The organism is Streptomyces sp. NPDC020299 (genome assembly GCF_044387825.1).
Classification (GTDB): Bacteria; Actinomycetota; Actinomycetes; order Streptomycetales; family Streptomycetaceae; genus Streptomyces.
On the sequence record NZ_JBIRWL010000007.1, the window covers coordinates 338,754 to 363,095 of the forward strand.

General features: G+C 70.3%; 20 protein-coding genes, 1 tRNA gene, 1 pseudogene and 1 riboswitch. Of the genes and pseudogenes, 17 read left to right on the forward strand and 5 right to left on the reverse strand.

Going from position 1 to position 24,342, the window contains the following annotated elements; translation table 11 throughout:
- Positions 1 to 37: 37 nt before the first annotated feature.
- The 13 genes and pseudogenes from ACH45E_RS20550 to ACH45E_RS20610 all read left to right on the forward strand — a co-directional run bounded on the left by ACH45E_RS20550 (position 38) and on the right by ACH45E_RS20610 (position 15,214).
- A complete protein-coding gene (locus ACH45E_RS20550; RefSeq protein ID WP_361443840.1) occupies positions 38 to 1,531 on the forward strand; it encodes a serine/threonine-protein kinase in 1,494 nt (497 codons plus the stop codon).
- Between the two features lie 165 nt (positions 1,532 to 1,696).
- Positions 1,697 to 2,524 (forward strand): glycoside hydrolase domain-containing protein, encoded by an 828-nt coding sequence (locus ACH45E_RS20555; RefSeq protein WP_361443534.1) that lies wholly within the window; start codon positions 1,697 to 1,699, stop codon positions 2,522 to 2,524.
- Positions 2,525 to 2,676: 152 nt separating this feature from the next.
- Positions 2,677 to 3,324, forward strand: coding sequence for a SurA N-terminal domain-containing protein (locus tag ACH45E_RS20560; RefSeq protein WP_361443537.1), 648 nt, complete (start codon positions 2,677 to 2,679; stop codon positions 3,322 to 3,324).
- A gap of 97 nt (positions 3,325 to 3,421) precedes the next feature.
- On the forward strand, positions 3,422 to 4,447 hold the full coding sequence (locus tag ACH45E_RS20565) for a nucleoside triphosphate pyrophosphohydrolase (RefSeq protein ID WP_361443540.1): 1,026 nt from the start codon (positions 3,422 to 3,424) through the stop codon (positions 4,445 to 4,447).
- Between the two features lie 40 nt (positions 4,448 to 4,487).
- A complete protein-coding gene (locus ACH45E_RS20570; protein WP_361443543.1) occupies positions 4,488 to 5,789 on the forward strand; it encodes a cytochrome P450 in 1,302 nt (433 codons plus the stop codon).
- 190 nt (positions 5,790 to 5,979) lie between these two features.
- On the forward strand, positions 5,980 to 7,005 hold the full coding sequence (locus tag ACH45E_RS20575; protein WP_361443546.1) for a transglycosylase family protein: 1,026 nt from the start codon (positions 5,980 to 5,982) through the stop codon (positions 7,003 to 7,005).
- Between the two features lie 182 nt (positions 7,006 to 7,187).
- Positions 7,188 to 7,372: riboswitch (cyclic di-AMP (ydaO/yuaA leader) on the forward strand.
- A gap of 4 nt (positions 7,373 to 7,376) precedes the next feature.
- Positions 7,377 to 8,081, forward strand: a complete 705-nt coding sequence (locus ACH45E_RS20580; RefSeq protein WP_361443549.1) for a transglycosylase family protein — start codon at positions 7,377 to 7,379, stop codon at positions 8,079 to 8,081.
- A gap of 320 nt (positions 8,082 to 8,401) precedes the next feature.
- Positions 8,402 to 9,703, forward strand: coding sequence for a phosphopyruvate hydratase (gene eno / locus ACH45E_RS20585; RefSeq protein WP_361443552.1), 1,302 nt, complete (start codon positions 8,402 to 8,404; stop codon positions 9,701 to 9,703).
- Positions 9,704 to 9,834: 131 nt separating this feature from the next.
- Positions 9,835 to 10,311 (forward strand): septum formation initiator family protein, encoded by a 477-nt coding sequence (locus tag ACH45E_RS20590; RefSeq protein ID WP_361443555.1) that lies wholly within the window; start codon positions 9,835 to 9,837, stop codon positions 10,309 to 10,311.
- A gap of 26 nt (positions 10,312 to 10,337) precedes the next feature.
- Positions 10,338 to 10,739: pseudogene (locus tag ACH45E_RS20595) on the forward strand (DUF501 domain-containing protein); the annotation flags it as partial.
- Positions 10,740 to 10,997: 258 nt separating this feature from the next.
- The gene (locus tag ACH45E_RS20600; protein WP_361443842.1) at positions 10,998 to 11,900 is read left to right on the forward strand and encodes a Ppx/GppA phosphatase family protein; all 903 of its coding nucleotides are present in this window, start codon (positions 10,998 to 11,000) and stop codon (positions 11,898 to 11,900) included.
- 444 nt (positions 11,901 to 12,344) lie between these two features.
- Positions 12,345 to 13,727: an NAD(P)/FAD-dependent oxidoreductase gene (locus tag ACH45E_RS20605; protein WP_361443558.1), complete on the forward strand. Its 1,383-nt coding sequence runs from the start codon at positions 12,345 to 12,347 to the stop codon at positions 13,725 to 13,727.
- 200 nt (positions 13,728 to 13,927) lie between these two features.
- Positions 13,928 to 15,214, forward strand: coding sequence for a class I SAM-dependent methyltransferase (locus ACH45E_RS20610; protein WP_361443561.1), 1,287 nt, complete (start codon positions 13,928 to 13,930; stop codon positions 15,212 to 15,214).
- Between the two features lie 66 nt (positions 15,215 to 15,280).
- On the opposite strand, the gene ACH45E_RS20615 is transcribed toward ACH45E_RS20610, so the two are convergent.
- The gene (locus tag ACH45E_RS20615) at positions 15,281 to 17,809 is read right to left on the reverse strand and encodes an FtsX-like permease family protein (protein ID WP_361443564.1); all 2,529 of its coding nucleotides are present in this window, start codon (positions 17,807 to 17,809) and stop codon (positions 15,281 to 15,283) included.
- Positions 17,809 to 18,579, reverse strand: coding sequence for an ABC transporter ATP-binding protein (locus ACH45E_RS20620; protein ID WP_361443567.1), 771 nt, complete (start codon positions 18,577 to 18,579; stop codon positions 17,809 to 17,811). The genes ACH45E_RS20615 and ACH45E_RS20620 overlap by 1 nt, the downstream gene beginning before the upstream one ends.
- A 409-nt stretch (positions 18,580 to 18,988) precedes the next feature.
- On the opposite strand from ACH45E_RS20620, the gene ACH45E_RS20625 reads away from it, so the two are divergent.
- Positions 18,989 to 19,071: transfer RNA gene (locus ACH45E_RS20625), tRNA-Leu, on the forward strand.
- Positions 19,072 to 19,102: 31 nt separating this feature from the next.
- Here the strand turns inward: ACH45E_RS20625 and ACH45E_RS20630 are convergent.
- The 3 genes from ACH45E_RS20630 to ACH45E_RS20640 form a co-directional block, all read right to left on the reverse strand.
- Positions 19,103 to 20,080: an alpha/beta hydrolase gene (locus ACH45E_RS20630; RefSeq protein WP_361443570.1), complete on the reverse strand. Its 978-nt coding sequence runs from the start codon at positions 20,078 to 20,080 to the stop codon at positions 19,103 to 19,105.
- A 101-nt stretch (positions 20,081 to 20,181) separates the two neighbouring features.
- Positions 20,182 to 20,433, reverse strand: coding sequence for a hypothetical protein (locus ACH45E_RS20635; protein ID WP_361443577.1), 252 nt, complete (start codon positions 20,431 to 20,433; stop codon positions 20,182 to 20,184).
- Positions 20,434 to 20,604: 171 nt separating this feature from the next.
- The gene (locus ACH45E_RS20640) at positions 20,605 to 21,003 is read right to left on the reverse strand and encodes a helix-turn-helix transcriptional regulator (protein WP_361443580.1); all 399 of its coding nucleotides are present in this window, start codon (positions 21,001 to 21,003) and stop codon (positions 20,605 to 20,607) included.
- 238 nt (positions 21,004 to 21,241) lie between these two features.
- Between ACH45E_RS20640 and ACH45E_RS20645 the strand changes: the two genes are divergently transcribed.
- The 3 genes from ACH45E_RS20645 to ACH45E_RS20655 all read left to right on the forward strand — a co-directional run bounded on the left by ACH45E_RS20645 (position 21,242) and on the right by ACH45E_RS20655 (position 23,816).
- Positions 21,242 to 21,457, forward strand: coding sequence for a hypothetical protein (locus ACH45E_RS20645; protein WP_361443583.1), 216 nt, complete (start codon positions 21,242 to 21,244; stop codon positions 21,455 to 21,457).
- A gap of 116 nt (positions 21,458 to 21,573) precedes the next feature.
- Positions 21,574 to 21,792, forward strand: coding sequence for a hypothetical protein (locus ACH45E_RS20650; protein ID WP_361443586.1), 219 nt, complete (start codon positions 21,574 to 21,576; stop codon positions 21,790 to 21,792).
- 110 nt (positions 21,793 to 21,902) lie between these two features.
- A complete protein-coding gene (locus ACH45E_RS20655; protein WP_361443588.1) occupies positions 21,903 to 23,816 on the forward strand; it encodes a hypothetical protein in 1,914 nt (637 codons plus the stop codon).
- Positions 23,817 to 24,342: the final 526 nt, after the last annotated feature.

Consider the following 24,342-nt stretch of genomic DNA (forward strand, 5'->3'; position numbering starts at 1 on the left):
CGTGGCGCAAGGACGCGTCGTCGCCGGCCGCTATGAGCTGTCCACGCTCATCGGACAGGGCGGCATGGGCCAGGTGTGGACCGCGTACGACCGGCGGCTCGACCGGCGCGTGGCGGTGAAGCTGCTGCGCCCCGACAAGGTGGCCGGGCAGGAGGCCGACGAGCTGCGCCGCCGGTTCCTGCGCGAGTGCCGGGTGACCGCGCAGGTCGACCACCCGGGGCTGGTCACCGTGCACGACGCGGGCAGTGAGGGCGAGGAACTGTTCCTCGTCATGCAGTACGTCGACGGCGCCGACCTCTCCGACCACCTCGCCGAGCACGACCCGTACCCGTGGCAGTGGGCGGTCGCGGTCGCCGCGCAGCTGTGCGCCGTGCTGAGCGCCGTACACGCCGTGCCGATCGTGCACCGCGACCTCAAGCCGCGCAACGTGATGGTGAAGCAGGACGGCACGGTCACCGTCCTCGACCTCGGCGTGGCCTCCGTCATGGACGCCGACACCACCCGCCTCACACACACCGGCACACCCATCGGCTCGCCCGCCTACATGGCGCCCGAGCAGGCGATGGGCGGCGCGGTCGGCCCGTACACCGACCTGTACGCGCTCGGTGTGCTGCTGCACGAACTGCTCAGCGGAAACGTCCCGTTCGCGGGCTCCACGGCGCTCGGCGTGCTCCACCGGCACCTGTACGAGCCGCCGCTGCCCGTGCGCCGGCTCCGCCCCGAGGTCCCCGAAGCCCTCGAAGCGCTGGTCCTGCGGCTGCTGGCCAAGGACCCGCAGCACCGGCCCGCCTCCACGCAGGAGGTGTACGAGCATCTCGCGCTGCTCCTGCCCGCGCGCGGGACACCCACCGGAGCCCCGCTCGACCCGACACGCCCCTTCCTGCGCCCGCACGCTCCGTGGCCGGACCGCGCCCGCACGCCCGCGCCCCAGCCCGCCCCCGTCGCGCCCACCCCGTCCGTGGCCGAGAAGCCCGATGTCGCCGCCGCCGTCGACGAGGTCAAGCGCCTGCTCGGCGAGGGCCGCATCACGCAGGCGGTGGACATCCTGGGCGCGATCCTGCCCGCCGCGGCCGAACAGCACGGCGAGCACTCCCCGGTGGTCCGCACCCTGCGCAAGCAGTACGCGGCCACGCTCATGGACGACGGCCAGTACCGGCGCGCGCTGCCCGAACTGCGCCGCCTCGCCGACGAACGCGCCACCGAGGCAGGCCAGGCCGACCCGCAGTCCCTGCGCTTCCGCTACGACGCCGCCCAGTGCCTGGAACAGCTCGGCGAACCCGCGGCGGCCCTGGCCGAATACCGGGCGCTGCTGCCGTACTACGAGAACCAGTACGTCTCCGGCGACCCGCAGCTCGCCCACGACGTCCGCCGCCGCATCGGCCACCTGCTGCTCGCGCTCGGCGACCGGCCCGCCGCCCACGACACGCTCGCGCGCCTCGTGCTGGACGTGGAGCGGGTGCACGGCCCCGGGCACCCGCTGGCCGCCGAGATCAGGCGGACCCTGCAGTGGCTGGGCCAGGTCCGTGGCTAGTCTTTGCCGTTCCCCGGGAGATACTTGTGGCCTTCCTGGGGCGGAGTTTCCCGAACACAGGGGCGGCGCGGGATAAGTTGCCGTCCGCTTTTGCCACGCAGTTCCCGGCACACAGTTCCCGGCACACAGTTTTCGCCACGCAGCACTACAAGGGTGGGGTCTTCCATGTCCAGCCATCGGCATTCCAAGAAGCGCAGATACATCACGTGGGCCGTCGCCGGTGCCGCCGTCGTGGCCGGAGCGGGCATCGCCGCGCAGACCTCCATGGCCGCCACCACCTGGCCCGCGCAGAAGACGTACACCGGCCGCGCCTTCGACACCTGCGCCGCGCCCTCCCAGTCCGCGATGAAGGCCTGGCACACCGGGTTCTACGGCGCCGCCGCCGTCTACGTGGGCGGCAAGAACCGCGGCTGCGGCCAGCCCAACCTGACCGCCTCCTGGGTCAAGTACGTCAGCGGCCTCGGCTGGAAGCTGATCCCGCTCTACGTCGGCGCCCAGCCGCCCTGCCAGTCCGGCTCCAACCCGGAGAAGCTGACCGCCGCCACCGCCGCCTCCCTCGGCGCCTCCGACGCCTCCGACGCCGTGGCCAAGGCCTCCGCGCTCGGCATGAAGGCGGGCAGCCCGGTCTACCTGGACATGGAGGCGTACGACACCACGAACAAGTCGTGCAACGACGCCGTGCTGACGTATGTCCGCGCCTTCGACAAGGGCCTGCACGCCAAGACGTACCGCACCGGCTACTACGGCTTCACCAGCTCCAGCGCCAAGGCCATCGCGACCGCCGCGGACAAGACGGACCTGCCCGGCAACCTCTGGTACGCGCTGTGGGACAAGCAGAACACCACGACCGCGGACTGGCCGTGGGGCTCCACCCAGTTCACGAACCACAGCCGCGCCCACCAGTACATGGTCAACAGCAAGGAGACGCACGGCGGCGTCACGATCACCGTCGACCGTGACGCGTGGGACGCTCCGGTGGCCATCACCGGCTGACCGGCACCGTCCCGCACCCCCGGGGGCACGCGGCGGTGCCCGAAGCGCGCGCGAATCGTTGGTCCAATGGGTTGGCCAGAGCTTGCCCACTGCCTACCATCGATCACCGCAAGACTTTGTGCACCGCCGCACAATCTCCCCTGGAGGTTTCCTTGCACCGCCGCCGTCGCACCGCGCTCGTCCTGTCCGCCGCGATCGCCGCCGCGGCCCCCCTGCTCACCGCCTGCGGAAACGATGCGCATCCTGGCGCGGCGGCCGTCGTCGGCGGCCATCGGATCACCGTCGCCCAGCTGGAGAGCCGGGTGAACGAGGTGCGCCGGGCGCAGCACGCCGCGGTGCCCGACGAGGCGCAATACCAGCAGGTCCTGGCCTCCACCAGCAGTCTCACCCGTGACACCCTGCACAACATGGTCCTCGACCGGGTGCTGCACCGCGCCGCGCAGGACCAGGGCATCACGGTCAGCCGCAAGGAGATCCAGCAGATGCGCACCGGCCTGGAGCAGCAGGCGGGCGGGGCGAAGGGGCTGGAGACGACCTGGCTGCAGAAGTACGGCATCGCGCCCGCACGTCTCGACGACAACCTGCGCCTCCAGCTCGAAGCGCAGAAGCTCGCCACCCAGCTCGGCACGGACACCACCCAGCCCGCGTTCTGGAAGGCCCTGTCCACCGCGTCCAAGGAACTCCACGTCGACCTCAACCCGCGCTACGGCACCTGGGACGTGCAGAAGAGCAGCCGGGTCGACACGAAGACGCCGTGGGTACGGGAGGTCACGGCGAGCGGGGCGCAGGAGACGGCGTAGGCCTGGCGGGTCCGAGTCCGGTCATACGATCCCACTGTTGCCCCCACCCTGTGGACAACGCGCGAGCCCGCCGACGGGTGTGCGTTACGTTCGAGGCGTGAACACCACCAGCCTCGAAGACGCGCAGGTACCGGGCCCGGACGCCGCCCCCGGCCGGATCGTCCTGCTCACCACCAGCCACCGTGTCGCGCCCGGCCTGCTGTCCTGGCCCGCCTGGCAGGCGCTGCGCGCGGCCGACCGGGTGCTGTGCGCGGACGGCACCCATCCGCAGCTGCCCTATCTGCGCGAGGCCGGGATACGCGTCGACGAGGCCGCTCCGACCGCCCAGGAACTCGTCGACGCCTGCGCCGGCGGGCACACGGTCGTGGTCGTGGCGACGGGCGAGGGCGAGCCGGCCCTCACGGACGGCCTGGCCCGCCTCGCCGGCACCGGCAGGGTTTCCATGCCGGAGCTGGAACTGCTCCCCGCCTCCTACGACCTGCCCGGCGCCCGCCTCCTCGACCTCGTCCAGGTCATGGACCGGATCCGCGCCGAGTGCCCCTGGTCCTCCCGGCAGACCCACGAAGGCCTGGCGAAGTACGGAATCGAGGAGGCGTACGAACTCGTCGAGGCGATCGAGGCCGGCGACCGCGAGGAACTGCGGGAGGAACTGGGCGACGTCCTGCTCCAGGTCGTCTTCCACGCCCGCATAGCCGAGGAGGACGCCGACGCCCCGTTCTCCGTCGACGACGTGGCCGGCGGCATCGTCGCCAAGCTCATCCACCGCCACCCGCACGTCTTCGGCGACGCGACGGCAGAGACCCCCGAGGAGGTCAAGGAGCACTGGCTGCGGACCAAGGCGGTCGAGAAGCAGCGCACCTCCGTGACGGAGGGCATCCCCCTCGGCCAGCCCGGCCTCGCCCTCGCCGCGAAGCTCTCCTCCCGGGTACGCACCGCGGGCCTGGACGTGCCCCTGCCCCAGGGCGAGGGCATCGGCTACGACCTGCTGGCCCTCGCGACCCGGGCCGAGGCGGACGGCGTCGACCCGGAGGCGGCCCTGAGAGCGGCGGCCCGGGCCTACCGGGACGCGATACGGGCCGCTGAGGGCGTGGCGGGGCAGGGCCTGTCCGGCGGACAGCCGTAGCCCCCGGGGCGCGCGCCGGAAACCCGGATACCGTCAAGGGGTGACCAACCAGCCCCATCCCCATCCCCAGCCCCACCTTCAGGCAGTCCCCGACGCGCCCGCCCCCGACCTCTTCACCTGGGAGTTCGCGAGCGACCCCTACCCGGCCTACGCCTGGCTCCGGGAGCACGCGCCCGTGCGGCGGACGAAGTTGCCCAGCGGGGTGGAGGCCTGGCTGGTCACCCGGTACGCCGACGCCAAACAGGCGCTGGCCGACCCGCGGCTGTCGAAGAACCCGGCGCACCACGACGAGCCCGCGCACGCCAAGGGCAAGACGGGGATCCCGGGGGAGCGCAAGGCCGAGCTGATGACGCATCTGCTCAACATCGACCCGCCGGACCACACCCGGCTGCGCCGGCTGGTCAGCAAGGCGTTCACGCCTCGCCGCGTCGCCGAGTTCGCCTCGCGGGTGCAGGAGCTGACGGACCGTCTCATCGACGGGTTCGCCGCGAAGGGCTCCGCCGATCTCATCCACGAGTTCGCCTTCCCGCTCCCCATCTACGCCATCTGCGACATGCTCGGCGTCCCGCGCGAGGACCAGGACGACTTCCGGGACTGGGCGGGGATGATGATCCGGCACGGCGGAGGCCCGCGCGGCGGGGTCGCGCGTTCGGTGAAGAAGATGCGGGGCTACCTCGCCGAGCTGATCCACAGGAAGCGCGAGGCGCTCCCGGCCGAACCGGCTCCCGGAGAGGACCTCATCTCCGCTCTCATCCGCGCCTCCGACCACGGCGAGCACCTCACCGAGAACGAGGCCGCCGCCATGGCGTTCATCCTTTTGTTCGCGGGGTTCGAGACGACGGTCAATCTCATCGGCAACGGCACGTACGCCCTTCTCACCCACCCCGGGCAGCGGCAGCGGCTCCAGGACTCCCTCGCGCGCGGCGAACGGGACCTGCTGGAGATGGGCGTCGAGGAACTCCTGCGCTACGACGGCCCGGTGGAGCTCGCCACCTGGCGGTTCGCCACCCGGCCGCTCACCGTCGGCGGGCAGGACATCGCACCCGGCGACCCCGTCCTCGTCGTACTGGCCGCCGCGGACCGGGACCCCGAGAGGTTCGCCGACCCGGACGTCCTCGACCTCGGACGGCGTGACAATCAGCACCTCGGTTACGGCCACGGCATCCACTACTGCCTCGGCGCCCCGCTAGCCCGGCTGGAGGGCCAGACCGCGCTCGCGACCCTCCTCACCCGTCTACCCGACCTCCGACTCGCGGTGGAACCAGCCGATTTGCGGTGGCGTGGGGGGCTCATCATGCGTGGACTGCGTACTTTGCCGGTGGAGTTCACACCCGTCCGGTAATCGGCTGGTGAGCTGGGCGGCGGACGGCGCCTTCACAAAAAAGTGACCAGCGTTCAACTCTGTGATCTTCACGTGATCTGCGCGGCATTAACTTGTGACAAGTGATCGTCTGCCGATACGTTCACTCGTCAGCGCGGCGCCTCACCGCAGCCGCCGCGCCGGTCACTGCTGTCTTGCGAAAGGTCTCCGCATGCTCTCCGGGAACGGTCGCCACCGACGCCCCCGTCAGGCTCCGGCTCTCCTCGTCGCGGCCGGAGTGACCGGCTCCGCCATCGCCATCCCGCTGCTCGGCGCATCCGCCGCCAACGCGGCCGACGGGACCACGTGGGACAAGGTGGCCGAGTGCGAGAGCGGCGGCTCGTGGAGCGCCGACACGGGTAACGGCTACTACGGCGGCCTCCAGATGTCCCAGGACGACTGGGACAAGTACGGCGGCCTCGACTACGCCTCCAGCCCGGACCAGGCCAGCCGCTCACAGCAGATCGCGGTCGCCGAGAAGATCCTCGACGACCAGGGCACCAAGCACTGGGCCACCTGCGCCCTGCTCTCCGGCCTCACGTCGAACTCCGCTTCGGTGGACGTCGACACGGGTGTCGGGGGGTCCGGGGCGTCCGGCTCCGACGACTCCTCCAACGCGTCGAATTCCGCGAATTCACCCGGTTCGTCTGGTTCCTCCGATTCGAAGGACTCCAAGGGGTCCAAGGACTCCAAGGCGTCCGGGGATTCGGGGTCGTCCGATTCCGGCTCCTCGTCGGACGCCTCGCCCTCGCCGAGCTCGAGTGCCGACGCCGGCTCCAAGGGTGTGGACGATTCCACCAAGCCGGACAAGTCGGCATCTTCCGGCTCCGGGAAGTCCGGGGGGAGCGACGGTTCGTCCTCGGCGTCCCCTGAGATCGCCGAATCGGACGATTCATGGCAGACCGGCGGTTCTTGGAGTCTTGTGGACACCGGAGCGAGCAGCAGCGGCCGTCATCGGGGTGACAGTGCGGACGAAAGTGTGACAAAGAGTCACACCGACAGCGCCTCCGGCCGGCACGCCGCACGCGACTACACCGTGCGCGACGGTGACACCCTCGCCTCCATCGCCGACTCCCTTGACCTCGACGGCGGATGGCGGGCGCTCTACGCCGCCAACAAGGACGCCATCGGCACCGACCCGAACAACATCACCCCCGGTCAGACCCTGGAACTCAGTGCCGAAACGGGTGCAAAGTAGCGGGAGTTGACGCCCTGTTTTGGGCTTGATGTCCGGTTTGGTGAAAGTGTGGGATGAGTCTCAGAAGCCCTGATCGTCTTTGAATTTCACCGGATCGCGTGTCTACGGTCATGACCGCTCGCCAATGCGGGCCCCGGCCGCCGCAACGCCGAATCCTGCCAGCGGCTGCCCGGGAACAGTCGTCGCGTCAAGCGCCGTAGGCAGGAGCGGGGGACCCAAGGTAAGCGCCGGGCCCGGAGGTCGAGAGACCGCCGGGGACGGCTAGGGGTGAAGCCGCGCCTCGCACGAGAACCACGCGAGGTGCGGCCGGGCAACTCAACCGGCCCGAACCCGACAGCTCACCTCGCAGGCGTCGGTGAGGGGATCGATCCATGCTGTTTTCCGGCAAGGGCAAGCACCGTCGTCCGTCCAAGGCCGTTCGCGCCATCGCTGTCGCCGGTGTCACCGGTGCCGCCGTCGCCGCCCCGCTGATGGCGGCCGGCAACGCCTCCGCTGCCACCGCCTCCGAGTGGGACGCGGTCGCCCAGTGCGAGTCCGGCGGCAACTGGTCCATCAACACCGGTAACGGCTACTACGGCGGTCTGCAGTTCTCCGCCTCCACCTGGGCCGCGTACGGCGGCACGCAGTACGCCTCCCAGGCCAACCAGGCCTCCAAGTCCCAGCAGATCTCCGTCGCCGAGAAGGTCCTCGCCGCGCAGGGCAAGGGTGCCTGGCCGGTCTGCGGCAAGGGTCTGTCCGGCGCCACCTACAGCGGTTCGAGCAGCAGCTCGTCGAGCTCCGCCGGCTCCTCGTCGAACGGCGCCGGCACCCGCTCGACCGACGAGCAGGCCGCCAACCGCTCCACGGAGCGCCAGGCCCCCGAGAAGACCGTCACCAAGAAGACCGTCACCACCCCGACCGGCAAGAAGGTCGAGAAGGGCGACGGCGAGTACAAGGTCGTCAAGGGTGACACCCTCAGCTCGATCGCCGAGAAGCACCACGTCGCCGGCGGCTGGCAGAAGCTGTTCCAGCTGAACAAGGACATCATCGACGACGCCAACGTCATCTACCCGGGCCAGCAGCTGCACCTGAAGTGACACCTGGCTGGTAGCAGAACCACAGCGCCCTCATATCGGCGGTCTCCATGATGGAGGCCCCGTGAGGGTCACGCCCCCCGTCCCCCACGGGGCTCCCCGCTCCGGCGCGTGTTCCCCCGTACGCGCCGGGGCGGGGTCTTTTCTTTTCCCCGGTCTTTTCCCCGGTTCTTCCCTTCCGGCCCTTTGTTCCGACGGGGAACAATGTGTACCGTCGCCATGTCCACGAGGCGGTCGGTCGGCTGCCGATGGCCCCGGGACGGTTAGGCTCTAGTCGCAAGGCACACCAGCCCCGCACTTTCAGCGTCACATCCAAGAAGGAGATGCTCGTGCCGTCCATCGACGTCGTCGTAGCCCGGGAAATCCTGGACTCCCGAGGCAATCCCACGGTCGAGGTCGAGGTCGGCCTCGACGACGGCAGCACGGGTCGTGCCGCCGTCCCGTCCGGCGCCTCCACGGGCGCCTTCGAGGCCATCGAGCTCCGCGACGGTGACCCCAACCGCTACCTGGGCAAGGGCGTCGAGAAGGCCGTCCTCGCCGTCATCGAGCAGATCGGCCCGGAGCTGGTCGGCTACGACGCCACCGAGCAGCGCCTGATCGACCAGGCGATGTTCGACCTGGACGCCACCGACAACAAGGGCTCCCTCGGCGCCAACGCCATCCTCGGCGTCTCGCTCGCCGTGGCCCACGCCGCCTCCGAGGCCAGCGACCTCCCCCTCTTCCGCTACCTGGGCGGCCCGAACGCGCACCTGCTGCCGGTGCCGATGATGAACATCCTGAACGGCGGCTCGCACGCCGACTCCAACGTGGACATCCAGGAGTTCATGATCGCCCCGATCGGCGCGGAGTCCTTCTCCGAGGCGCTGCGCTGGGGTGCCGAGGTCTACCACACCCTGAAGAAGGTCCTGAAGTCGAAGGGCCTGTCCACCGGCCTCGGCGACGAGGGCGGCTTCGCCCCCAACCTCGAGTCCAACCGCGCCGCCCTCGACCTCATCCTCGAGGCCATCAAGCAGGCCGGCTACATCCCGGGCGAGCAGATCGCGCTCGCGCTCGACGTCGCCGCGTCCGAGTTCTACAAGGACGGCAAGTACGAGTTCGAGGGCAAGTCCCGCTCCGCCGCCGAGATGACGGAGTACTACGAGGAGCTCGTGGCGGCCTACCCGCTCGTCTCCATCGAGGACCCGCTGTTCGAGGACGACTGGGCCGGCTGGAAGGTCATCACCGACAAGCTCGGCGACAAGGTCCAGATCGTCGGCGACGACCTGTTCGTCACCAACCCGGAGCGCCTGGCCCGCGGCATCGAGGAGGGCAGCGCCAACGCCCTGCTCGTCAAGGTGAACCAGATCGGTTCGCTGACCGAGACCCTGGACGCCGTCGAGATGGCCCAGCGCAACGGCTTCAAGTGCATGATGTCCCACCGCTCCGGCGAGACCGAGGACGTCACCATCGCCGACCTCGCCGTCGCGGTGAACTGCGGCCAGATCAAGACCGGCGCCCCGGCCCGCTCCGACCGCGTCGCCAAGTACAACCAGCTGCTGCGCATCGAGGAGATCCTCGACGACGCCGCCGTGTACGCCGGCCGCTCCGCCTTCCCGCGGTTCCGCGGCGCGATCTCCAAGGGCTGACCCCAACCGGTCAACCCCGGGTAAGGCCTAGCCAGTCGTACGTACGTCCCCGGACACGGTCCCGTACCGTGTCCGGGGACGTACGCACGTAGGCAGCACGCAAGACGCACGCAGGGGAGGCGGAGAGCCAGATGGCCGCGAAGGAACGGGACCGTTTCTCCACCGCGACCAGGATCCGGCTGCTCGGCGAGCAGACGGCGGCCCGGGTCTACCGCTCCCAGACCAAACGGCAGGCCCGCCGCTCCCGGCTCACCAGCCGGGCCGCGCTGCTCGCCCTCGTGGTGTGCACCCTGGTGGTGGCCCTGGCCTACCCGATGCGGCAGTACGTCTCCCAGCGCGCCCAGATCGCCGACCTGCAGCGGGAGAAGCAGCATGCCAGGGAGCGGGTCGAACAGCTGCGCGACCTCAAGGCGCGGTGGCAGGACGACACGTACGCCGAGCAGCAGATCCGGCGGCGGCTGCACTATGTGATGCCGGGGGAGACCGGATACGTCGTGATCGACCCGGACGCGGCCAAGCAGGCGCGCACCGACCTGGTGGCGGCCGACCGCCCCTGGTACGCGAACGTCTGGGACGGGGTCGACAAGTCCGACGCCGCCGACCAGTGAACCCACAGAGAGACTTTCGTACAGGCATGGAAACTCCCCCGCCCCAGACGCCCCGGACCGAGCCCACAGAGGCGGACGTCGAGGCCTTCAAGCAGCAGCTCGGGCGGCCCCCGCGCGGACTGCGCGCGATCGCGCACCGGTGCCCCTGCGGGCAGCCGGACGTCGTGGAGACCGCCCCCCGGCTGCCGGACGGCACGCCCTTCCCGACGACGTACTACCTGACGTGCCCGCGCGCCGCCTCGGCGATCGGCACGCTGGAGGCGAACGGCGTCATGAAGGAGATGACCGAGCGGCTGGGGAGCGACCCCGAACTGGCCGCCGCCTACCGGGCCGCGCACGAGGACTACATCCGGCGCCGGGACGAGATCGAGGTCCTGGAGGGCTTCCCGAGCGCGGGCGGCATGCCGGACCGCGTGAAATGCCTGCACGTCCTCGTGGGCCACTCGCTGGCCGCGGGACCGGGTGTGAACCCGCTCGGTGACGAGGCGATCGCCATGCTGCCCGAGTGGTGGCGCAAGGGGCCGTGCGTGCAGCCGCTCCAGGCGCCTGATCCGGCGGACGAGCACCCGGGCGAGCAGGGTGCGGTCCTCGACCCCGCCGAGGCCCGCAGCGGCTTCTTCGCCGACAGGCCGCTCGTCGCGGAGGGCTTCTCCCGGGTCGCCGCCGTCGACTGCGGTACGAACTCCATCCGGCTGCTCGTCGCCGACGTCAACCCTTCCACCGGCGAGCTGCTGGAGCTGGATCGGCGCATGACGATCGTGCGGCTCGGCCAGGACGTGGACCGTACCGGCCGGCTGGCGCCCGAGGCGCTGGAGCGGACCTTCGCCGCGTGCCGCGAGTACGCGGACGTCATCCGTGAACTGGGCGCCGCGAAGGTGCGGTTCGTCGCCACCTCCGCCTCCCGGGACGCCGAGAACCGGGACGAGTTCGTGCGCGGGGTCGTGGACATCCTCGGGGTCGAGCCCGAGGTGATCTCCGGCGACCGGGAGGCCGAGTTCTCCTTCACCGGCGCGACGAAGGAGCTGACGGGGCGTGCGGACCTGGCCAGGCCCTTCCTGGTGGTGGACATCGGCGGCGGGTCGACCGAGTTCGTGGTCGGCGACGACCGTGTGCGCGCCGCGCGCTCCGTCGACATCGGCTGCGTACGGATGACGGAGCGGCACCTGCTGCGCGACGGCAAGGTGAGCGACCCGCCCGGCGAGGAGCAGATCGCCGCGATGAGGGCGGACATCGAGGCGGCCCTCGACCTCGCCGAGGAGACGGTCCCGCTGCGCGAGGCGCGCACGCTGGTCGGTCTCGCCGGGTCCGTCACCACGGTGTCGGCGATCGCGCAGGACCTGCCCGAGTACGACTCCGAGGCCATCCACCACTCCCGCGTCCCGCTGGACCGGGTCCGCGAGATCACGAGTGGGCTGCTCCGTGCCACGCATGCCGAGCGCGCGGCGATCCCCTCCATGCATCCGGGCCGGGTCGACGTGATCGGGGCCGGTGCCCTGATCCTGCTCGCGATCATGGAGCGGATCGGTGCCGAGGAGGTCGTCGTGAGCGAGCACGACATCCTCGACGGCATCGCGTGGTCGGTGGCCTAGGTCTCTTTAGTTACCGACCGGTAGCCGCAGAGTGAGCAGGTCGGATAACGTTTGAGCGCGGTCGAGGGGCCTTCCGGGGCCCCTCGTTGACGCTCCGCCGGAAAAGTTCGTGAAGTTCTTCACAAGGAATTCGGCCCGTCAGAGGGATCCCAGAGCTTCTGTTGAGCCGTTCGGGGGTTCAGCAGGCCCGGAAGCCCGCTCGGGAGTGCTTTGCGGGGCGGTGTCCGGTGAGGGTCCGCAAGGGGTGTTTCCGGGGGCTCACGGAGGGCATCAGCGGACGGAGAGGCAGCTCACGCGCCATTGACAACGGGTCGCGGCGGCGGCCGGTTCCCGTCCGCAATCATGACCTGCGTCACGCGGGTGGCGGAGGATAGCACAGGGTGTCGGCAAGCTTGTGAAGGGGCGCACGAGCGACCCCCCAGGGGCGGGTGGATACTCGATGGCATGAGCACCACGGAGCGTCCCAGGATCCTCGTAGTAGGCGGTGGGTACGTAGGCCTGTACGCAGCTCGGCGCATCCAGAAGAAGATGCGCTACGGCGAGGCGACCGTCACGGTCGTCGACCCCCGGTCGTACATGACCTACCAGCCCTTCCTGCCCGAAGCCGCCGCCGGCAGCATCTCCCCTCGCCACGTCGTCGTCCCGCTGCGGCGCGTGCTGCCGAAGGCGGAGGTCCTCACCGGCCGGGTCACCACCATCGACCAGGACCGCAAGGTCGCCACGATCGCCCCGCTGGTCGGTGAGGCGTACGAGCTGCCCTTCGACTACCTCGTCATCGCGCTCGGCGCGGTCTCCCGCACCTTCCCGATCCCCGGCCTCGCCGAGCAGGGCATCGGCATGAAGGGCATCGAGGAGTCCATCGGCCTGCGCAACCACGTCCTCGAGCAGCTCGACAAGGCCGACTCCACGAACGACGAGGAGATCCGCCGCAAGGCGCTCACGTTCGTCTTCATCGGCGGTGGCTTCGCGGGCGCGGAGACCATCGGCGAGGTCGAGGACATGGCCCGGGACGCGGCCAAGTACTACAAGAACGTCTCCCGTGAGGACATGCGCTTCGTCCTCGTCGACGCCGCCGACAAGATCCTTCCCGAGGTCGGCCCGAAGCTCGGCCAGTACGGCAAGGAGCACCTCGAGGGCCGCGGTGTCGAGGTCTACCTGTCCACCTCCATGGACTCCTGCGTCGACGGCCATGTCGTGCTCAAGAACGGCCTCGAGGTCGACTCCAACACGATCGTGTGGACCGCGGGCGTCAAGCCCAACCCGGCCCTGTCCCGCTACGGCCTCCCGCTCGGTCCGCGCGGCCACGTCGACTGCGAGCCCACGCTCCAGGTCAAGGGCACGGACTACATCTGGGCCGCCGGTGACAACGCCCAGGTGCCCGACCTCGTCGGCCGCAAGGCGGGCAACGAGAACGCCTGGTGCCCGCCGAACGCCCAGCACGCGCTGCGCCAGGCCAAGGTCCTCGGCGACAACGTGATCTCCGGTATGCGGGGCTTCCCGCAGAAGGACTACTCGCACGCCAACAAGGGCGCGGTGGCCGGCCTCGGCCTCCACAAGGGCGTGGCGATGATCGTCATGGGCAAGATGAAGATCAAGCTCAAGGGCCGTCTCGCCTGGTACATGCACCGCGGCTACCACGGTCTGGCGATGCCGACCTGGAACCGCAAGATCCGCATCTTCGCGGACTGGACGCTCGGCATGTTCCTCAAGCGCGAGGTCGTCTCCCTGGGCGCCATGGAGAACCCGCGCGAGGAGTTCTACGAGGCTGCCAAGCCGGCGCCGGTCGCCGCCGCGCCGAAGACCGAGGCGAAGGCCAAGGCCTCCTGACCTCCCCCGGTCGCCGAACCAACAACCGAAGGACCTCCCGCCATCCGTGGTGCGGGAGGTCCTTCGGCGTTCCGGGCGCCCGATGTTGGGCGGAAAGGGTGTTTGCCCAGACGTAACACCATTGCGGGACTGTGTCGCGGGCACGCGGATGTTTACGTGGGGGAGGACATTCCGGGGTTCGTCGTACGGAGGTGTGCGTCATGGCCGACGCCGCGTCGCGGCTCAAGAGCCTGCTCGAACAGATGCTGGGGGTCCCGCTCCCGGTGCGTATCCGCGCCTGGGACGGTTCGCAAGCGGGGCCGCCCGGTGCACCCGTGCTGGTCGTCCGTAATCGCCGCGCCGTGCGCCGGCTGCTGTTCAAGCCGGGCGAACTGGGCCTGGCCCGCGCCTGGGTGGCCGGCGATCTGGACATCGAGGGCGATCTGTACGCCGCCCTGAAGGCGATGTCCGGCCTGGTCTGGGAGCGCGGGGAGGACGCCCGCACCCTCGCGCAGGCGCTGCGCGACCCCGACGTCAGGGCCGCCGCCCGCGGGCTGCTCCGGCTCGCGGCACCCCCGATCCCGCCCGCGCCGCCCCGCGAGGAGGTCCGCAGACGCGGCCACCTGCACACCAGGCGCAGCGACAGACGCGCCGTCAGCCACCACTACGACGTCGGCAACGACTTCTACGAGATCGTCCTCGGCCCCTCCATGGTGTACTCCTGCGCCTACTGGGAGGAGGCCGGCACCCTCGAGTCCGCCCAGCGCGACAAGCTGGAACTGGTCTGCCGCAAGCTCGCCCTGACGCCCGGCCGGCGCCTGCTCGACGTCGGCTGCGGCTGGGGCTCGATGGCGATCCACGCGGCCCGTGAGCACGGCGTGAGCGTCGTCGGGGTCACCCTCTCCCAGGAGCAGGCCGCCTACGCCCGCAAGCGCATCGCCGACGAGGGGCTCACGGACCGGGTGGAGATCAGGGTGCAGGACTACCGGGACGTCACCGACGGCCCGTACGACGCGATCTCCTCCATCGGCATGGCCGAACACGTCGGCGCCGAACGCTACCTGGAGTACGCCACGGCCTTGTACGCCCTCCTCGGGCCCGGCGGACGGCTCCTGAACCACCAGATCGCCCGCCGTCCGCAGCGCGACGAGTCGGCGTACAGCCTGAGCGAGTTCATCGACGCCTACGTCTTCCCCGACGGCGAACTCGCCCCCCTCGGCACCACGGTCACCCAGCTGGAGCGGGCCGGTTTCGAGATCCGTGACGTGGAGTCGATCCGCGAGCACTACGCCCGCACCCTGCGCCGGTGGGTCACCAACCTGGAGGCCGACTGGCCGCACGCGGCCCGGCTCACCGGCCCCGGCCGCGCCCGCGTCTGGCTGCTGTACATGGCGGCCTGCGCCCTCGCCTTCGAAGGCAACCGCATCGGTGTCAACCAGGTCCTCGCGGTACGCACCCCCGACTCGGGCGAGTCGGGCCTGCCACTGCGGTCCCGTACCTGGAACTGAACGCACGCGGCCCCGCTCCCCTCGCCTGAGTCGCATGAGGAGAGCGGGGCCACGGCGTCCGTACGGCTACTCCGACTTGATGGCGGCCAGCATGTTCAGCCGGGCCGCGCGGCGGGCCGGCCAGAGGGCGGCCAGGACGCCGACCGTGGCGGCCAGCAGCAGGAAGAAGGCGATCCGGCCCCACGGGACGACCAGTTCGTAGGTCGCCATCTTGGTACCGAGCAGCTCACCGGCCGCCCAGCCGAAGAACACGCCCAGGCCGATGCCCAGCACCGCGCCGAAGAGGGAGATCACCAGGGACTCCAGGCGCACCATCCGCTTGACGGCCTTGCGGTCCAGGCCGATCGCGCGGAGCATGCCGATCTCCTGGGAGCGTTCGAAGACCGACATGGCCAGGGTGTTGATGACGCCGATGACCGCGACGATCACGGCCATCGCCAGCAGGCCGTAGAGCATGTTCAGCATCAGCGTGAACATCTGCGCGATCGAGTCGGACAGGTCCTTCTTGTCCTGGACCTTGATCGCCGGGTTGTTCCCCAGCGCCTTCTCCAGCTTGTCCTTGGTCGCGTCGGACGCGCCGCCCGCCGCCTTGACCATGACCCGCATGTCGGCCGGGTCCTTCTGGTGCGGGGCCAGGGCCGCGTTGTCCAGCATGATGCCCTGGAACAGGTCGTTGCCCTCGTACACCCCGGCGACCGTCAGCTTCTGCTGCTTGCCGTCCTCGTAGTGCATGGTGAAGCCCGAACCGGCCCTCCAGTGGTGGGACTTCGCGGTGTCCTTGTCGACCACGACCCGCGAGCCGCCCACCTGGAAGGAGCCGTCGTCGACCTTCAGGTCGGTCAGCTTGCCGATCGCCGGGCCGTTGACGCCCCTCACGTACTCCGTCTGGCCGCCGATGCGGGTCGGCGCGTCGCGCATCGGGCTGCTGGCGGTGACGCCGTCGGTGGCGGCGATCTTCTGGGCCACGTCCGGGGAGAGTTCGTTGCCGTTGGCCATCGACACCACGTAGTCCGCGCGGATCGCCGAGCTCGCCATCTTGTCGATCGACTTCTGCAGGCTGCCCGCCATCACCGTCATACCGGTGATCAGGGTCAGGCCGATCATCAGCGCGGAGGCCGTGGCGGCCGTACGGCGCGGGTTGCGCACCGAGTTCTGCCGGGCCAGCTTGCCGGAGACCCCGAACACGCGCAGCACCGGAGCGGCGGCCGCGATCAGCGGGCGGGACAGCAGCGGGGTCAGCACGAACACGCCGATGATCAGCAGCACGGCGCCCAGACCCATCGGGGCCTGGCCGTCGGAGCCGTCCATCGTCGTGGCCGCCAGGACCACCGCGATGCCGGCCGCCGAGAACAGGGCGCCGATCGTGTTGCGCAGCACCAGCGACCTGGTGGTCGCCTTCGCGTGCACCGCGCTCATCGCGGCCACCGGCGGGATCTTCGCGGCGCGGCGGCCGGGCAGCCAGGCGGCCAGCATGGTGATGACGATGCCCACCGCGAGCGCGGCGGCGACCGTGCCGGGCGTGATGACCAGCGGGCCGTCCGGGACGGTCGCGCCGAGCGAGTTCATCAGCGACCGCAGGCCGGCGCCGATGCCGATGCCGGCGACCAGACCGGTCACGCCGGCGACCGTGCCCACCACGAACGCCTCGATGAGCACCGACCGGGTGACCTGGCGGCGGGAGGCACCGACCGCGCGCAGCAGGGCCAGCTCCTTGGTGCGCTGGGCGACCAGCATGGTGAAGGTGTTGGCGATGATGAACGTGCCGACGAAGAGCGCGATGCCCGCGAAGACCAGCAGGCCCTGCTTCAGCCCGCTCATCTGGGACGAGATCAGTTCTGCCTGGGAGTCGGCGAGTTCCTTGCCGGTGGTGGTCTCCGTGCGGTTCTTCGGAAGGGCCTGCTCCAGCGCGTCCCGCAGTGCCGTCTGGCTGGTGCCCGGGGTCGCCTTGACGTCGATCTCGTCGTAGGTGCCCGGCTTGCCGAACAGCTTCTGCGCGGTCGCCGTGTCGAACAGGGCGAGGCTGCCGCCGGCGGCGACATTGCCGTCGTCGGTGGTGAAGATGCCGCTGACGACCGGGGTGAGTACGGGGCCGTTGACGGATATCCGCACCTTGTCGCCGACCTTGTAGCCGGCCCGTTCGGCGGTCTTCGAGTCGATCAGCACCTCGTCCGCGCCGCTCGGGGCGTGGCCGCTGACGAGCGGGTACCGGGCGTCCTTGGTGCCCCAGTAGTTCCCGCCCTCGGACCGCCAGCCGCCGCCGATCAGCTTGCCGCTCTTGTCGGCGATGGCGGTGAAGCCGGTGACGACGCCGGTCGCGGAGTCGGCCCCGGGGACCTTCGCGCTCCGGTCCAGCAGTGCCTGCGTCAGTTCGGGGGTCTTGCCGATGGTGTCGCCCTTGTCCTCCTGGCCCTCGGCCGTGACGGCGACGTCGACCTGGCCGAAGCCCTTGGCGGAACTCTTCTGGTAGGCGTCGGAGATGGTGTTGGTGAAGACCAGCGTCCCGGACACGAACGCCACGCCGAGCATGACGGCGAGCACGGTCATCAGGAGCCGGGCCTTGTGCGCGAGTACGTTGCGCAGGGCGGTGCGGAACATCAGCTGGTGCGGCCCTTCGCGTCGAACTGCTTCATCGTGTCGAGGACGGACTCGGCCGTGGGCCCGTACACCTCGTCGACGATCCGGCCGTCGGCCAGGAACACCACGCGGTCCGCGTACGCGGCGGCCACGGGGTCGTGAGTGACCATCACCACCGTCTGCCCCAGCTCCCGCACCGAGTTGCGCAGGAAGCCCAGCACCTCGGCGCCGGAGCGGGAGTCGAGGTTTCCGGTGGGCTCGTCGCCGAAGATGATGTCGGGCTTGGAGGCCAGGGCGCGGGCGACGGCGACGCGCTGCTGCTGGCCGCCGGAGAGCTGGGCCGGCCGATGGCTCAGCCGCCCGGACAGGCCGACCATCTCGATCACGCTGTCCAGCCACTGCTTGTCCGGCTTGCGGCCCGCGATGTCCATCGGAAGGGTGATGTTCTCCAGCGCCGTCAGGGTCGGCAGCAGGTTGAACGCCTGGAAGATGAACCCGATCTTGTCCCGGCGCAGCTTGGTCAGCTGCTTGTCCTTCAGGGAGCCCAGCTCGGTGTCGCCGATGCGCACGGACCCGGAGGAGAAGGTGTCCAGCCCGGCCACGCAGTGCATCAGCGTGGACTTGCCCGACCCGGACGGCCCCATGATCGCGGTGAACTCGGCCTGCCGGAAGTCGACGGAGACCTGGTCGAGGGCGACCACCCGGGTCTCACCCTGCCCGTAGATCTTCGACAGCTCCGTGGCGCGCGCGGCCACGGCGGTGGTCCGGTCGGCGAGGGGTGTGGTGGTCACGGAAGGGTGCTCCTGTCAGGACGACGGCGTTCGTGGGGGACGTGATCCATCGTCCCGGCCGGATGCCGTCCTGGAGTCACCCCCTGTTCCGGTTCCGGGGGCCGACTGCGGTCGGACCGGGCGGCCTCATGTCATACCTGGGGATGACGGCCCACCCTGAGGCGGGGCCCGAGCCGGAGCCCGAGTTGTCGAGAACAGGTGGGGCCCCCTTGTTCGTACGGTGAAATTCCGTCATTCCACGTACGCGCGCACCCACCACACGTAAGGCTATTGGCAAGTGCGGATGGCCTGTGCAGAGGGCTGATGCTCCCTCAGACCTCAATAAAATAAGACAACATCGCACTGCCCCACGGCTGTTCGGGGGATGTATCCCGATAGGGTCAGAACCTCGAAGCGGAGCCCATGGCCTGCCCGGATGGTGGAATGCAGACACGGCGAGCTTAAACCTCGCTCCCCCTCGCGGGCGTACCGGTTCAAGTCCGGTTCCGGGCACCTTCCATGTCTGCGACGCGCCGACGCAGGCCTATGCCTCCCTCTCACTCGTTCCCAGTGCGGCGCCGAGTACCGCGATCGCCTGGGCGACGGCCGCACGCGTGGCGTGGGTCTCGCTGAGCGGGTTGAGCATCATGAAGTCGTGCGTGATGCCGTCGTAGCGGACCGTGGTGACGTCCACGCCCGCGGCACGCAGTCTGGCGGCGTACGCCTCGCCCTCGTCCCGCAGTACGTCGGCCTCGTCGACGAGGACGAGGGCCGGCGGCAGGCCGGCGAGCTGGTCGAGGTCCGCCTTCAAGGGGGAGGCGGTGATCTCGTCACGTCGCGCGCGGTCCGGCGCGTAGGCGTCCCAGAACCATCGCATGGCGTCGGCGGTCAGGAAGTAACCCGTGGCGAAGTCGGAATACGACTTGGTGTCCATGTCGGCGTCGGTGACCGGGTAGTACATCGACTGGTGGACGAAGCGGACGTCGCCGCGCTCCTTGGCCAGCAGGGTCAGCGCGGCCGTCATGTTGCCGCCGACCGAATCGCCCGCCACCGCGATGCGGTCCGGGTCGAGACCGTGCGCGGCTCCTTCGCGCACGATCCACTGGGCGGTGGCGTACCCCTGCTCGATCGCCACGGGGTAGTGCGCCTCGGGCGAGCGGGCGTACTCGACGAACACCACAGCGGCCCGCGTCCCGTTGGCCAGTTCGCGCACCAGCCGGTCGTGGGTGTCCGCGTTGCCGAGGACCCAGCCCCCGCCGTGCATGTACAGGACCACCGGAAGGGGTGATACGGCGTTCCGCGGCCGGACGATCCTCACCCGGACGTCACCGGCCTTGGCGGGAACCGTGATCCACTCCGCGTCGGCGGGAAGCTTGTCGATCGGCTCCGCCTGGATGTCGTCGAGCACCTTGCGGGCTCCCGCGGGGCCCATCTCGTACAGGAACGGCGGCTTCGAGGTGGCGTCGGCGAGCTGCTGGGAGGCAGGCTCCAGAACCAGGGAACCGGCGGGCAGGACGGCCATGACGATCTCCTTGGACGGTGGCGCGCTCGGTATGACAACAGCGTCACTCGTCCTGGTGGTGATCGCATCCGCCGGGTCCCCTGGCCTTGGCCGCCGGCAGGTCACCCTTCGTAGACGGTCAGTACGGCCCCCCCGACCTCGATCCGCCGCCCCGCGCGCATACCGTTGCGGCGGAGCGTTTCCAGACAGGTGTGGAACAGGCTGAGTTCATCCGCGTCCAGGATGGCGGCGGCCAGATCCAGCAGATCGGCGACCGCTTCCTCGGTGAGAACCTCGGGCAGGTCCCCGGACAGCAGGACCATCGATTCACCGGCGGGTCCCCGGACCACGGCCGTGGTCGTCCCGCCATGCACGAACAACACATTCCCCCCAAGAGCCCGTGGTCGTGCGGCTCCAGTGCCTCGGGCGTGATTGAGACTAGCGGGGGATCTCGGTCGATTCGGGCGGTGTCGGATTCTTTCACCGTCTTGGTGGTGGAGCGACCGTCCGATGTCGTCGGACGGCCGGGCCGGCCGGGGGACCGGTCACTTCTCGTTCGGTGTGCGGTCCAGCAGGGACTCCACCAGGGCGGCGACATGCCGGCGGTCGTCGGCCGACAGCTTCTGGACACTGGCGATGAGCACGTCCACCTCGGGGTCGACGACGGGAGCCGCCCCGCCGTCGTCGGACACGTTGGACGGGGTGCCGTAGACGTGGATGCCGCATGCCTCGGCGGCGGCGCGCCGCACGGTGTCCAGGGGCAGCTCCAGCCCCTTGGCCAGGCCTTCGAGGGTGGCCGCCTGGGGCATGCGGACGACGCGGTCGGTGGTGGCCAGGTGGTGGACGGTGGAGCGGGGGACGCCGCCGCGGCGCGCCACATCACCGTAGGACCAGCTCTTGCGGTCGAGGCGTTCCCGGATCAACTGCTGCAGTGCGTTGGCCACTGACGGTCACTTCCTGCTCGCCGCTCGGCTTGGGGCCTGTCTGTCCATGTCGGGGCCGATTCTACGGTCGGAGGCAGGTGCCGCCGAAAGGGTGCTTACCCGAATGGGTTGCGCGGAGGGTCCTCGACCCCGTAGTGTCCAATCTCGTTGGACAGCACGTCCGACCAAGTTGGACAGAGTCCGGGGGGAACCTGACTCGGTCCGACCGGAAATGTCTATCCCTGAGGGGGAATTGATCATGATGGACGCCTACGAGCTCGAGGCCGAGTCCGCGGAGCTGCTGCCGGGTCGTGAGGCCCTCGGTCGCCTGAAGTTCAGCTTCGGCAAGACCGTGAACGTCACCAAGCACGTCGCGAACATCGACGCCTCCAACCAGTCCGCCGCCGTGAACGACCACTCGGCGTGGTCCGTGGCCGACTCCGGTGCTGCGCAGGCCATCAACGTCCACCAGTGACGCGTACGGCCGGCTGAACCCGTGGGCGCTCAGGTGCCTGACCACCTGAGCGCCCACGATCCCCAGAACATCTGACACACCTGAAACACCCGTAACGCCTGAAAGGGGCACCCATCATGAGCATGGACATGAACGAGCTGGAGACCGAGTCCGCGGAGCTGCTGCCGGGTCGTGAGGCCCTCGGTCGCCTGAAGTTCAGCTTCGGCAAGACCGTGAACGTCACCAAGCACGTCGCGAACATCAACGCGCACAACGAGTCGGCCGCGATCAACGACCACTCCTCGTGGTCGGCCGCCGAGTCCTCGGCCGCGCAGACGATCAACGTCACGCAGTAAGCGGCAGCACCGCTACGACCGGTACCGGGGGCGGACCGCGAGGTGGCGCGGTCCGCCCCCGGAACGGACGGGGGGAGCGGTGAGTACGTGTACGTGGGGGGAGATCACGGATGACGGTGCTCGGAGACGGGGCCCCGACGCTTTACGACACGGGCCCGGTGCCCGGCCCCGGCGGCTGGCCGGTGACCTACGAGCAGGTGGCGACGGGCAGCCTGCCGGTCGTCGAGCCGCCGCCGCTGGTGCCGAGACTGAGCGGGGGACTGCGGCTGCACGGCGAGTACCAGGGGTCGGGCTTCACCGACCCCAAGTACATCGCCCGTCGGGGGGACGGGCAGGTCGTGCAGCTGTCGCGGCTGCTGTATCTCGTGGCGTCGTCCGTGGACGGCGAACGCGACGTCGAGGCGATCGCCCACCGGGTCAGCGCCCGGTACGGCAAGGAGGTCAGCGGTGAGAACATCCGCTACCTGGTCGAGAAGAAGCTGGAGCCGCTCGGTCTGACGGTCCCCGAGGGCCAGGAGGACGACGAGGTCGACGCTCCGCGCTCCGACCTGCTGCTCGCCCTCAAGGGCCACCGGGTCATCTTCAACGAGCGGCGCACCGCGAAGATAGCCCGGGCGTTCGCCTGGCTGCACCGGCCGGTCGCGGTCGTGCTCGTGCTGCTGGCGGCCGTGGCCATGGACGTCTGGCTGTTCGGCTTCTTCGGCGCGATCGAGCCGGTCCTCGAGGTCATGGACCAGCCGGTGCTGATCCTCGTCGTCTTCGTGCTCACTGTGGCCTCCCTCGTGTTCCACGAGTTCGGCCACGCGTCCGCCTGCAGATACGGCGGCGCCAGACCGGGCTGCATCGGCTGCGGACTGTTCCTCATCTGGCCGTCGATGTACACCGACGTCACCGACGTCTACCGGATCGGCCGCGGCGGGCGGCTGCGCACCGATCTGGGCGGGGTGTACTTCAACGTCGTCTTCATGCTGGTCATGGCCGGGCTGTACTTCGCCACCGGGGCGCAGTTCCTGCTGGCCACGGTGTATCTCGGGCACTTCGAGATCCTGGAGCAGCTGATGCCGGCCGTCCGGCTGGACGGCTACTACATCCTGGGCGACCTCGCCGGAGTGCCGGACCTGTACGGCAAGATCAAGCCGATCGTGCTGAGCCTGGTGCCGGGGGCGAAGGGACGGGCCGCCCGCCAGGAGGTCGCGGGGCTGAAGAAGTCCGCCCGCACGATCGTGGCCGCCTGGGTACTGACCATGGTGCCGCTGATCATCGGCGAACTCGGGTACGCCCTGTGGAACCTGCCCCGGATCATCGCCACGATGACGCGGTCGCTGACCGAGCAACTCCTGGGCACCGGGTCGGCCTTCGTGCACGGGAAGATCCTCGAGGGCCTGGTCGGGGTCATCGGCTCCATCATGCTGCTGTGCCCGATGGCCGGGGTCATCTATCTGTCGGTGAAGATGGGCGGCCGCCTCCTGCGGGCCGCCAAGCGCTCCACCGACGGCCGGCCGCAACTGCGGGTGGCGTTCTGCGCGCTGGCCCTGGCCGGGCTGACCGCGCTGAGCTATGCCTGGGTGTCCGGGATGACGCCGCAGCCGCTGCCGAAGAAGCCGCCGATCGCGCCGATCCTGCAACCCGGGGTGTCCACGAAGGAGCCGGAGCCGCGGGAGGCGTCCACACCGGACGACGACAACTCGTCCGACCCCTCGGGCGGGGGCACCGCGTCACCCTCGGGTGCGGTGGGCACCGGGTCGGCGCTGCCGGGACAGGGCCCGTCGGCCTCGGCATCGGGCAGCGCGTCGGTATCGGCCTCGGCCTCCGCGTCCGGCAAGCCGAGCCGGAGCCCGGCCACGCACAAGGCGGCACCGAGCACCCCGGCCACCGCGGAACCGCCGCCCACCACAGCGTCCGGCGGAGCGGGCGGGCCGACGCCCACGCCTCCACCCACCCCGACGGAAAGCGTCACGCCCACCCCGACGCCCACCCCGACCCCGACCCCGACCGGCGAGCCCTCCGCTCCACCGTCGACCTGATCCCACCGCCTGCCGACGCCGGCCGCGGGAGTCGGCACGGTGACCACCACGCCTGGGGCTCACTGTCCGCCGGGGGCGGCATCCAACCGCCTGTCGGCCGGCCCGGGAGTGCTGGCGGCGGTAACCCACCGCTCGCGGCAGCCAGCCACGAACCGCGGGTCTGCGGCAATCACCGTCAGTCCCCGGCAGCCAACCCGGGACCGGTGGCAGACAACAGCACCACGCGCGGGGCCCATCGCAGCCACCGTCAGCGGCAGTCAGCCGGCCGGGTGCCGGTGCGGTAGCCGACCGCACCCGGGGCGCGAGCCCACCGGCGCCGGCCGCGCGCCGCGCCTGCGGCAGCCACCATCCGCGGGTCGGTGGCAGTAGCCAACCGCCCACCCGGGCGGCGAGGCCACCGCCCGGCAGTGGCAGCCGCGGACCTGCGCCCGTCGCAGCCACCGTCAGCGGCAGTCAGCCGGCCGGGTGCCGGTGCGGTAGCCGACCGCACCCGGGGCGCGAGCCCACCGGCGCCGGCCGCGCGCCG

Bases quoted from the DNA above. Each gene is read 5' to 3' on its own strand.
- ACH45E_RS20655 (WP_361443588.1), top strand. From the start codon at position 21,903: ATGACGGTGCTCGGAGACGGGGCCCCGACGCTTTACGACACGGGCCCG.
- eno (WP_361443552.1), top strand. From the start codon at position 8,402: ATGCTCGTGCCGTCCATCGACGTCGTCGTAGCCCGGGAAATCCTGGAC.
- ACH45E_RS20615 (WP_361443564.1), bottom strand. From the start codon at position 17,809: ATGTTCCGCACCGCCCTGCGCAACGTACTCGCGCACAAGGCCCGGCTC.
- ACH45E_RS20590 (WP_361443555.1), top strand. From the start codon at position 9,835: ATGGCCGCGAAGGAACGGGACCGTTTCTCCACCGCGACCAGGATCCGG.
- ACH45E_RS20555 (WP_361443534.1), top strand. From the start codon at position 1,697: ATGTCCAGCCATCGGCATTCCAAGAAGCGCAGATACATCACGTGGGCC.
- ACH45E_RS20605 (WP_361443558.1), top strand. From the start codon at position 12,345: ATGAGCACCACGGAGCGTCCCAGGATCCTCGTAGTAGGCGGTGGGTAC.
- ACH45E_RS20580 (WP_361443549.1), top strand. From the start codon at position 7,377: ATGCTGTTTTCCGGCAAGGGCAAGCACCGTCGTCCGTCCAAGGCCGTT.
- ACH45E_RS20575 (WP_361443546.1), top strand. From the start codon at position 5,980: ATGCTCTCCGGGAACGGTCGCCACCGACGCCCCCGTCAGGCTCCGGCT.
- ACH45E_RS20610 (WP_361443561.1), top strand. From the start codon at position 13,928: ATGGCCGACGCCGCGTCGCGGCTCAAGAGCCTGCTCGAACAGATGCTG.
- ACH45E_RS20645 (WP_361443583.1), top strand. From the start codon at position 21,242: ATGATGGACGCCTACGAGCTCGAGGCCGAGTCCGCGGAGCTGCTGCCG.
- ACH45E_RS20630 (WP_361443570.1), bottom strand. From the start codon at position 20,080: ATGGCCGTCCTGCCCGCCGGTTCCCTGGTTCTGGAGCCTGCCTCCCAG.
- ACH45E_RS20650 (WP_361443586.1), top strand. From the start codon at position 21,574: ATGAGCATGGACATGAACGAGCTGGAGACCGAGTCCGCGGAGCTGCTG.